This is a genomic window from Enterococcus ratti (assembly GCF_001886195.1).
Lineage (GTDB): Bacteria > Bacillota > Bacilli > Lactobacillales > Enterococcaceae > Enterococcus_B > Enterococcus_B ratti.
In genome coordinates this window covers 1-10811 of record NZ_JXLB01000035.1, presented here as the reverse complement: position 1 = coordinate 10811, position 10811 = coordinate 1, and the positions used below count along the sequence as shown (strand labels likewise).

The 10811-nt window shown below is 35.6% G+C and carries 8 protein-coding genes; 7 read left to right on the top strand and 1 reads right to left on the bottom strand.

The features are described from left to right. Nucleotides 1-560: 560 nt before the first annotated feature. A complete protein-coding gene (locus tag RV14_RS11235; RefSeq protein ID WP_071856333.1) occupies nucleotides 561-2468 on the bottom strand; it encodes a M13 family metallopeptidase in 1908 nt (635 codons plus the stop codon). A 190-nt stretch (nucleotides 2469-2658) separates the two neighbouring features. Here RV14_RS11235 and RV14_RS11230 point away from each other — a divergent pair, with 190 nt between their 5' ends. The 7 genes from RV14_RS11230 to RV14_RS11200 all read left to right on the top strand — a co-directional run bounded on the left by RV14_RS11230 (nucleotide 2659) and on the right by RV14_RS11200 (nucleotide 10762). Beyond that, the gene (locus RV14_RS11230; RefSeq protein WP_071856332.1) at nucleotides 2659-3501 is read left to right on the top strand and encodes a dihydrolipoamide dehydrogenase; all 843 of its coding nucleotides are present in this window, start codon (nucleotides 2659-2661) and stop codon (nucleotides 3499-3501) included. Nucleotides 3502-3579: 78 nt separating this feature from the next. After that, nucleotides 3580-4554, top strand: coding sequence for a ribose-phosphate diphosphokinase (locus RV14_RS11225; protein WP_071856331.1), 975 nt, complete (start codon nucleotides 3580-3582; stop codon nucleotides 4552-4554). A gap of 168 nt (nucleotides 4555-4722) precedes the next feature. Continuing rightward, a complete protein-coding gene (locus RV14_RS11220) occupies nucleotides 4723-5853 on the top strand; it encodes a cysteine desulfurase family protein (protein ID WP_071856334.1) in 1131 nt (376 codons plus the stop codon). A gap of 75 nt (nucleotides 5854-5928) precedes the next feature. After that, nucleotides 5929-6279: a DUF1831 domain-containing protein gene (locus tag RV14_RS11215; RefSeq protein WP_071856330.1), complete on the top strand. Its 351-nt coding sequence runs from the start codon at nucleotides 5929-5931 to the stop codon at nucleotides 6277-6279. Between the two features lie 507 nt (nucleotides 6280-6786). Then, on the top strand, nucleotides 6787-7908 hold the full coding sequence (mnmA, locus tag RV14_RS11210; RefSeq protein ID WP_071856329.1) for a tRNA 2-thiouridine(34) synthase MnmA: 1122 nt from the start codon (nucleotides 6787-6789) through the stop codon (nucleotides 7906-7908). Nucleotides 7909-8212: 304 nt separating this feature from the next. Next, a complete protein-coding gene (arcD, locus tag RV14_RS11205) occupies nucleotides 8213-9634 on the top strand; it encodes an arginine-ornithine antiporter (protein WP_071856328.1) in 1422 nt (473 codons plus the stop codon). 12 nt (nucleotides 9635-9646) lie between these two features. Then, entirely contained in the window at nucleotides 9647-10762 is a 1116-nt protein-coding gene (locus RV14_RS11200; RefSeq protein WP_071856327.1) for an aminotransferase, read from the top strand. Nucleotides 10763-10811: the final 49 nt, after the last annotated feature.

Here is a 10811-nt window from a genome sequence, read left to right as displayed (position 1 = left end):
TTTATTCAAAAGTAATCGAAACGTTTTGCCAAAATAATCATTTTCTTCTTTAAGGTAGGATCAATTTTCTATGTAAAATGGGCGGATTCACTTTCTTTTGAATTTCTTTATAGTAACCGTTATAAGTAATTAAGAAAGGATTATGTAGAACACTGTGAATATACATATAATTTCACTACCATACCTACGTTTGCCCCAATGTATTCTGGTAGCTCTTTGTGCTACTATAAAAATTGATCTAAGAATGGATTTAATCTTTAAACATAAGGGCACTCGCTTCTTTTCTGGTTGGGTTTAGATGCTTTAATCTTAACATGGACGAATGCTTTTTGTGTACCCAAAAATAAAAAAACTGGGGCAATAATCAAATTTCTCTCTGATTATTATCCCAGTCTCTTTTTGACTTTATTAATAAGGATAAAGCGTCTTTTTTAAAATATTTGGATACACAGTGTTCATAGCATGACTTTTGCAAAATTAAATCTAAAGTCTAAAAAAATGAGGAACTGTTTTTAAGGTTGTGTTCGTAATTTTTACAGCCGATAGTAATTTTTACAGCTTTACCAAATATGCACACGTTTTTCAGGGGGGAGGTACATGTCATCTTCTTCACTAACTGCAAATGTTTCATAGAATTCATCAAGGTTTTTCAGTTGAACGTTGGCACGTAATTTAGCTGGAGCGTGTACGTCGATTTGCAGCAGCAGTTGTTGATATTCTTTTTTTGCTTTTGTGCGCCAGATGGTGGCCCAGCTATAAAAGAAATCTTTTAGTGAGTAGCTTTCTTGTGTTTTTGTGGCTTCTAATGCACAACTTAGACCGCCGGCGTCTGCAATGTTTTCAGAGACTGTGAGTTTGCCGTTGACTTGTCCATCGGCAAAAGGTAAACCATCAAATTCTTCAATCATAGCTTGGGCTTTATTTTGAAAGTGTATCAAATCTTCTTCCGTCCACCAATTATTTAAATTGCCGTATTCGTCAAATAAAGCGCCATTATTATCAAAAGCATGGGAAATTTCATGTGCAATGACAGCACCAATTCCACCGAAATTTGCTGCACTTGATTGGGTTAAGCTATAAAAAGGTGCTTGTAAAATGGCGGCGGGAAAAACGATGATATTTCTAAATGGATGGTAATAAGCATTTACCGTATCAGCACTCATTTCCCATTCGGTACGATCCACTGGCTGGTTCCAGCGAGCAAAGCGATCTTTTATAGCTATTTTACTAAAGGCTAAAGCATTAGAAAGTAGTGTTCCGCCTTTTTCTTTTGTGACAGTTTTATACTGGTTGAATAAAGAAGGAATGTTTTCCGGATAGCCAACTTGTATGCCTAGTTTTTCTAGTTTGATGATGGCTTTTTTTCTAGTATGACGGCTTAACCAGTTGTTTTCTTCCAAGCGTTTTTTATACACACGAATCATTTTTTGAATCATTTGCTCCACATCTTTTTTTGCCGCCTCGCCAAAGTATTTCTTCCCGTAATAATTGCCTACTACATGATCGAATTGACTAGCAGCTAAATAATAGGCTGCTTTTTTTTGCGGCATTGCTTCATCGATGCCTGAAAGAGCCCGAGAAAAAATTCCACTCACTTGTCTGAATTTTTCTGATAGATAACGACTTAGTGAATGAACTGTTTTTACAATCATCCAACTTTTAATTAATTGAAAATGATCGACAGTTAAAAGTTTTGCTAATTGTTCAAAGTAAGCAGGATCAGTAACGATTACTTTGTCCGGTGTTGTACCAATTAAGCCCACTATTAGCTTTTCCAAATCCAATTGTTCAGTGTGGTGAATGAAGGTTTCAAAAGATTGTGGGTTGTACATAGTACTATAATCGGCTTTTTCTTCGGAACTTTTTACGTGCGGAGCGATTAATTTATCAAATTGAATCGCTTGTTCTACAATGGCTTCTGCTTGGCTCTTTTCTTTTCCACAAAGTTCGACTAATTGAACCATCATATCAAAGAAAACTCCTAATAATTGATTTCCATTTGGGTGTTCTGCGGTGTAGTACGTTTTATCTGGTAAAAACAAAGCCGGAGGATAAGCAAATAAAGCATTTGTTTGAGCATTTTTCATATCAGCATCTACATCTAAACTTAACGGCAGCGGTAAACTAGCTAGTGTCCATTCTGGTAATTGTTGGTTTAAGTCTTCAAAAGATTCGATTTTTTCAATCCGTTCCAGCAAAGGAATTAATGGCCTTTCAGCTAACTTGTTTCTTCTGTCATAGTCATTTGCTAACTGGTAAAAATAAAGAAAATGACGCATCTTCTCTGATTCGATTATTTGAGGATCAACTAGCATTTGATCCACGTCTTTCATTAAGCGTTCGTCAATTTCGTCTACTAAGTCTTGAAAGCCACCAGCCGCTGGTTTGTCGGCAGGAATTTTTGCAGTTTTTAACCATTCTTCATTTACTGCTTCGAAAAAGTCTTGTTTTAAACGTTCTTTGTTCATTCACTCATCACTCCTCGTAAAATAGTTTTTGTCTAATATTTCTATTATGATACAAAACGAAGGAATAAACAAATTTTAAGAAGAAAATCCATGGTAAAAGATTAGTCAGTAACGTGTGGCTGCCTATGGTTTTTCTCATTTATTTTTCTCATTTTTTACCTTATAATTGAGGAGTCGGAGGTGATTAATTCTGAAAGATGTAAGAAAGAAAATAATTGATTTAACGATAGACGGCAAAAAGAAACGTTTAAATGCGATTGAACCGTTCATCTCTAAAGAAGGGAATTTAGTATTCACCTTGATTTTTGAAGATGGCAGTTATTTGATTCTTGACCAAAATAAACAACCACTTGAATATGGACCAGCAGCCGATTCTTATCTAGAAAAAATGGAATCATATCAAACGTTTAAAACGAAAAAAGATATTGTGCCTGACGAATTGAAAATTTATGAAACTTATGAGTCATTAATTACCTCAAAAAAAATGCAGTCAGCATTCGTAGATTGCTGGATAGGGGTACCTGAAAAACGTTTTTTAAATTACAAAAATTGGCGTACTCCTTCTGGATATCTTTGTGGTACTTATGCTGCGACAGTACTTCTTGCTTATTATCAGGATTTTCAGAATGAATTTTATCTCCCGCCAAATTTACGAGAAAAAGGCAGTAAAGATTGTCAGCAACTAACTGAAGCTTTAAGAAAAACAATCCAACCTTTAGGCTTGCCGACAGTTCCTTTACAAGTCAGTAAAGGAATAACCAAATTTTTAGCACATGCCGGCAATTCCTTAGCAGCACGAAGCACGTTTTTAGGTTCTTGGCAACGAGCAACCAAGCGAATACGGCAAGGAAAACCTGTGCTTTTAGGTGTCTTGAAAGTGTTGGGAAGCACGTATGGGAATCATTGGGTAACGGCATATGCTTATTATGAATCTTCTTCAGGAGCACGTTTTTACAAAGTACACGATAATTGGGGAAATACTCAGCAAATCATCCCTGCTAGATGGTGCAATGGAACAGTTTCACTTCCTTAAATATTTATAGAAATAAACAGAAAAACTTGAAAAAGTGTGTTAAACTATCGAAGAAGAGAGAACTTTAGGGAGGACAACATGGGTAAAAAGTATCAGGATGACAGGTTGAAAATCTTTAGTCTAAATGGCAATCGACCATTAGCAGAAAAAATTGCAAAAGTTTTTGGAACAGAGCTAGGAAAAAGTGTAGTAAAGCAATTTAGTGATGGAGAAATTTCGATCAATATCGAAGAAAGTATTCGTGGAGATCATGTTTATATTGTACAATCAACGAATCAACCCGTCAATGATTACTATATGGAGCTGTTAATTATGATTGATGCGATGAAACGTGCCAGTGCTAAAACAATTAATATCGTTTTACCTTATTATGGTTATGCAAGACAAGACCGAACAGCCAAGCCTCATGAACCAATCACAGCAAAACTGATTGCAAATTTGTTGCAAGAAGCCGGTGCCACTCGTGTGTTAACATTGGATCTGCATACCGTTCAAGTGCAAGGATTTTTTGATATTCCTGTAGACAACTTGTTTACAATGCCATTATTTGCTCATTATTATCGACAACTTGGTTTAATAGGTGATGACATTGTTGTCGTATCTCCAAAAAACAGTGGCGTTCAACGCGCAAGAAGTCTTTCTGAGTATTTAAATAGTACCCTTGCGATCGTTGATCATGCAGAAAATGTGAATGAAAATAGTAGCTATGTGATTGGAGATGTCCAAGGAAAAATCTGTATCATGGTGGATGACATCTTAAATACTGGTGCAACTCTGTCTCGAGCAGCAAAAGTTTTAAAAGAAAATGGCGCAAAAGAGATTTATGCTTGTGCTTCACACGGACTATTGTCGTTTCCTGCCAAGCAAATTTTAGAAGACGCACCGATTAAAGATATTTGCATCACTGATTCTGTTTTTACGCAAATAAAGCGTCACCCAAATAATTTAACGATTATTACTTGCTCAAACCTCATGGGAGAAGCCGTTAAACGAATTCATGAAAATACACCAATGAGTCCGTTGTTTCGCTTAGAAGAAAAAAGTTTTGATTAATTATTTTTTAGTGCAAATAAGATTTGTTTGGTTATCGTGAATCCAACGATTGTCAAATGAGTCTTATTTTTCATTCTAGTTGCTAACAATTTAAGGAATAGTTCTTTTGGGAACTTGATTATTTTATGCTAGAATGTGTCTAGTTCTATTTGGAAGGGATGAAAAGTGTTGGAAAAAATCTACTTGGATCATGCAGCAACTACACCCATGCACCCAAAAGTTATTCAAGAAATGACTATGATGATGCAAAAAACATTTGGGAATCCTTCGAGTATTCATGGATTTGGACGAATGGCTCATGAAAAGCTAGAAACGGCCAGACAAATGATTGCTAATAGTCTACAAGTCAGTGAGCATGAAATTATTTTTAACAGCGGAGGAACAGAAGGAGACAATACAGCAATTCTTGAAACAGCTTTTTCACGTAAAACACGAGGCAATCATTTGATTACGACAGCAATCGAGCATCCAGCTGTACTGAATACAATGAAATTTTTAGAAACGAAAGGCTTTGAAGTAACCTATTTACCTGTGGATGAAAAGGGCAATCTTTCGTTAGAAATATTTGAGCAGGCATTAAGAGCAGACACCATTTTAGTGTCAATCATGTTTGGCAATAACGAGACCGGTAATTTAATGCCGATAAAAGAAATTGGGGAACGACTACAGAATCACCCAGCTTATTTTCATACAGATGCTGTACAAGCTTATGGAAGTCAAACCATTCATCCCAAAGAATTAGGAATTGATCTATTAAGTGTTTCTGCACATAAAATCAATGGACCAAAAGGTGTGGGCTTTTTGTATAAGAAAGATGGAGTCAACATTCCTTCGCTGCTTTTAGGCGGAGAACAAGAAGAAAAACGCCGTGCAGGTACAGAAAATCTTGTAGGAATCTGGGGAATGGCTCAAGCAGCCAGTGTTCTTACTAGTGAAGAACGACAAGCAAGAAATAAAAAATATACCGAATTTCAACAATTAATTTTGACTACTCTGGAAAAAGAAGGAATCCCTTATCAAATAAATGGGGATGTAAAAAATAAATTGCCTCACGTGCTAAATCTACGTCTCTCCGGAGTGATGAACGAGTTACTTTTAATGAAGTTAGATTTAAATGGGATTGCGATTTCTACTGGTTCTGCTTGTACTGCAGGAAATATCGAACCTTCTCATGTATTAGAAGCCATGTATGGAAAAAATACCCCAATTTTAAAAGAATCGATTCGTATTAGTTTTGGCTATGGGAATACTACAGAAGAAATTAAACGCTTTATTGACGTTCTAGTACAATCACTTTGAGAAAGAAAAACCTAGTAAATAAAGAAAGAAACTTTTATAATAAAAGAAGAAACTAATTTTACCGAGGTGAGAATTATGGCATTTGCAAAAACAGCCACAGTATTAGGGGCGAAGACAAGTTATCGCCTGCATTCAGACGCAAAACGCTATACGCTTAAAGACAATGGGTTTACAGAAACAAATGGCGGTAACTATCAATTAATTCGTCCTTTAGACGCTACCCCTCAAAGTAAGACTGGGCTTAAATTAAAAATCACAGTTTCAAAAGACCTCCAAACGTTAAAGATGTCGATTACTACAGCGAATGGGTTAAAAGCCGTCAATATTTTTAAAGATGACAAGCAAAAAATGTGTCAAGATAAATTTTATTTTTTAATGGATAGTATGATTAGCCGTGGATTATTTGAAAAAATAAGTGATAAATAGAAAAGAAGAAAAGAAGCAACAGAAAAGGAAAGTTGCTTCTTTTTTAAAAAGGAATGTTGTAGTAATAAAATGAAAAATAATTCATATATATAAGAAAGTATGGTTGCTCATAATGGCTGGTTTTTCAAAAGTAATTGGAGATATCTCTAAAACATAGTTCCAATATTTTAATCTCTGCTTACAAGTAAGAAGAGCGTTTTTAAATGTTTAATTATTTGCTTGTCACTTATTTGTTGTCCTACTATATCATGACCCTAATAATACAATATGTTGAAAAAAGTCTGTATGTTTTGAGTGATCACTTTACTTGTTAATTGGTAGTGCTTTTTGTGAAAACGATCTTCGTTACGACATTATTTTTTCATTTTTTGATAAAAGAAACGATTTCACGCTTTGAGAAATAAAGGGTGAAATTTTCAAAAATATATCGTATAATGGAAAGCACTGAAAAGTTGCGACCTTCAACTCGTAGATGTTTCAGAATCTAATTGAAATGATGGTGATACGATGAAAGACAACAGCAAGACACGCGTTGTCGTTGGAATGAGCGGCGGTGTCGACTCATCTGTAACAGCACTTTTATTAAAGGAACAAGGCTATGACGTTATTGGAATTTTTATGAAAAATTGGGATGACACGGATGAAAATGGCGTATGTACAGCTACAGAAGATTATAAAGATGTTGCAAAAGTTGCTTCACAAATTGGCATTCCCTATTATTCTGTCAATTTTGAAAAAGAATATTGGGATCGTGTTTTTGAATATTTTTTAGCAGAATATCGTGCCGGTCGCACCCCTAATCCAGATGTGATGTGTAACAAAGAAATCAAATTTAAAGCCTTTTTGGATTATGCTATGGATTTAGGGGCGGAATATGTAGCTACTGGACATTATGCACAAGTGGTAAAAGATGAAAATGGCATTTCTCACATGCTTCGCGGGGTAGATAAGAACAAAGATCAAACGTATTTTCTTAACCAATTGTCACAAGAACAATTATCGAAAACTATGTTTCCATTAGGGGGTATGGAAAAAACGCAAGTACGAGCCATAGCAGAACGTGCCGGTTTAGCTACGGCTAAAAAGAAAGATTCAACAGGGATTTGCTTTATTGGCGAAAAGAATTTCAAACAATTTTTAAGTAACTATCTGCCAGCAAAAAAAGGAAATATGGTGACGCTTGATGGTACAGTGAAAGGACAACATGCTGGTTTGATGTATTATACAATTGGTCAACGACAAGGCTTAGGTATCGGTGGCGGTGGCACTTCTCAAGAACCATGGTTTGTTGTAGGAAAAGACTTGGCTACCAATACATTATATGTTGGGCAAGGATTTCACCATCCGGCATTGTATGCTACCAGTCTTGATGCAAGTGAGATTCACTTTACTACAAATGAAAGCATGCCAAAGGAATTTAAATGTAGTGCTAAATTCCGTTATCGCCAACAGGATGTACCTGTTACGGTTCACCTACTAGAAGGTAACCGTGCAGATGTTATTTTTGATGAACCGGTACGTGCAATTACACCCGGACAAGCAGTCGTATTTTATAATGGGATGGAATGCTTGGGTGGAGGCTTAATTGATCATGCTTACCAAGAGACAAAAGTATTACAATATGTTTAAGTTAATAAGAAATCACATCATTAAGAGAAGGTGCTAGCCTTCTTTTTTTTAACTGGTACTGTTAGTAAATAAACCAATTGATTGTTCTTACAAAGAAAGGAGGATAGATCAAAATGGTGAAAGTAAAAAATGTAAGCGGATTTTCTAGACTTTTAAAAAATATTGTATTTTTATTCAAATAAATCTTGAAAAAAGCGAATAAAAAGTACATAATATCTATTAAAATGAATAAATATATTTATATATGGCTGTTTTTGTATGAATAATCATTTTTTAAAACTGAATAAAAAAAGGTGTGAGGGAAATGGCGAAAGAAACAGTAGGAATTAGTAAATTAGGATTGGTGGCTTTAGTAGTCAGTTCTTCGATAGGAAGTGGGATCTTTGGAATTACGAGTGATTTAGCAAGGACTGCTGCTCCTGCTCCAGCAATGGTGGCATGGCTAGTTGTAGGAATCGGTATGGTAGCGTTGGTTTTATCATTAAATCATTTAGGAGCAAAACATCCAGATTTAGACGGAGGTATTTTCGGCTATGCGCAAGCGTCTTTTGGAAAGTTAGGTGGATTTATTAGCGGTTGGGGCTATTGGCTGTCGGCTTGGCTAGGAAATGTGGCTTTTGCGACTATGTTGATGAATGCAATGGGGGAGTTTTTTCCAATAGTTAAAGGAGGGCAAAACCTTTCCTCAATTCTTTTGGCGAGTTTATTTATTTGGGGATTAACTTTATTAGTGAATAATGGAATTGAAAGTGCTAGTGTGATAAATATACTCGTGACGTTTTGCAAATTAGTGCCTTTATTTTTATTTATAATTTTTATGGTTCTTTCCTTCAAATTAAAAGTGTTTACAGCTGATTTTTGGGGAAATATGTCAGAAAATCTTACGTATTCCACTTCTGCTCAAGCAAGTCTTTGGGAACAAATCAAAAGTTGCTTAATGGTAATGATGTGGGTATTTGTCGGGATCGAAGGCGCAAGCGTTTTAGCCAATCGAGCAAAAAAACGTTCGGATGCACAACAAGCGACAATCTTGGGTTTAGTGTGTTTGTTGTTTATTTATATTTTTGCTTCTTTATTACCCTACGGACTTTTGCCTCAAAGCAAACTTGCAATGATTTCACAACCTGCAATGGCTAATATTTTAAGGGAAGCTATTGGAAATTGGGGAGCGGTGGTTATTAATATTGGACTGATTCTCTCAATTATTGGTTCATGGCTTTCTTGGACGATGTTGCCAGCAGAGACAACGAGGCTAATGGCACAGCAAGGATTGCTACCAAAAATTTTTGGAAAAACTAATAATAAAAAGGCACCTACTTATTCTTTGATGTTAACTGCAATTTTAACGAATCTTTTTTTATTAACATTTTTGTTAACAGATTATGCATATCAATTTGCTTATTCATTGTGTACAGCGGCTATTTTGATCTGTTATTTATTAGTCGGTTGGTATCAAGTTCAATTTTCTTTTCAGCAAAAAAATTATAAACAAGTTGCTATCGGTAGTCTTGCTGTTACTTTTGAAGTAGCAGGGATCACTTTAGCCGGTTTTTCATATGTTTTATTATGTAGCATTGCTTATATTCCGGGTTTTTATTTTTATTGGAAGACTTGTCAGGAAACCAATCATCAAATGACAGGCAAAGAAAAGCTAACGATTGGAATGATTGTCGGTGCAGCACTCCTTTCAATTTTATTACTTGCTGTAGGAACGATTAAGATATAGGAGGAATTTTAAATGGATATTGCAAATTTTGGTGTGGAAGAATGGCTTAATCATTGGGAAAAAAAAGCAGTGTATGATATTGCTCAAAGCTCTATCGAAGCACTAACTTTGGAAGAGTTGATTGAATTGGATGGAACGTCGGTGAAAGATTTTTTTGAACAACGAAGGCAGATTTCTTTAGATTATGGCTGGATTGAAGGCTCCACTGAATTTAAAGAACGAGTAGCAGCACTTTATAATAAAGTTGAACCTCAAAATATTTTGCAGACAAATGGCGCAACAGGGGCAAATCTATTAGTATTGTATGCGTTAATTAAGCCGGGTGATCATGTAGTTTCCATGTTACCGACTTATCAACAGCTTTATGATATTCCCAAGTCCTTGGGAGCTAACGTAGATTTTATTCAATTAAAAGAAGAAGAAAATTGGCAGTTTGATGTAGAAAAATTAGCGGCAGCAGTGAAACCTGAAACAAAGCTAATTTGTTTAAATAGTGCGAATAATCCTACAGGAACATTACTAGACCGAAGAACATTAGAGCAAGTTGTTGTAATTGCTAAAAAAATAAAGGCGTATGTATTGGTTGATGAAGTTTATGCACCGTTGACAGATACTGGTGACTTTGTTTCGATAGCTGATTTATATGACAAAGGGATTGCCACCAACTCCCTTTCAAAAACGTACTCGATACCGGGAATACGGATTGGCTGGATCGCAGCTAACGAAGAATTAACAGAAAATTTCAGAAAATATCGAGATTATACGATGATTTGTGGAGGTGTTTTATCTGATGAGCTGGCGGTTCACGTATTAAAAAATAAAGAAAAAATCCTCGATCGAAACAAAGCAATTATTTCAGAAAACCTCACGCTTTTAAAAAAATGGGCAGCTTCTGAGTCCAAAGTAGCGTTGGTTGCGCCTAATTATGTATCGACTTCTTTTATTAAATTGGCTATCGAAGGTGAAGATACCCAATTTTGTGTGGAGTTGTTAGAAGAAACAGGTGTGTTGCTGGTTCCCGGAAGTGCATTTGGTTTGCCAAAACATGCGCGTTTAGGTTATTGCTGTAAAAAAGAAGTGTTAGAAAAAGGCTTAACTTTACTATCAAGTTTTTTGGCCAAATATTAGGTTTTAAAAAACATACTAAGATTAGAGGGTAAAGTCATCTGTCGATGAC

Coding starts and splice junctions, on each gene's coding strand:
- RV14_RS11215 (WP_071856330.1), top strand. CDS start 5,929: ATGGCATTTGCAAAAACAGCCACAGTATTAGGGGCGAAGACAAGTTAT.
- arcD (WP_071856328.1), top strand. CDS start 8,213: ATGGCGAAAGAAACAGTAGGAATTAGTAAATTAGGATTGGTGGCTTTA.
- mnmA (WP_071856329.1), top strand. CDS start 6,787: ATGAAAGACAACAGCAAGACACGCGTTGTCGTTGGAATGAGCGGCGGT.
- RV14_RS11225 (WP_071856331.1), top strand. CDS start 3,580: ATGGGTAAAAAGTATCAGGATGACAGGTTGAAAATCTTTAGTCTAAAT.
- RV14_RS11235 (WP_071856333.1), bottom strand. CDS start 2,468: ATGAACAAAGAACGTTTAAAACAAGACTTTTTCGAAGCAGTAAATGAA.
- RV14_RS11200 (WP_071856327.1), top strand. CDS start 9,647: ATGGATATTGCAAATTTTGGTGTGGAAGAATGGCTTAATCATTGGGAA.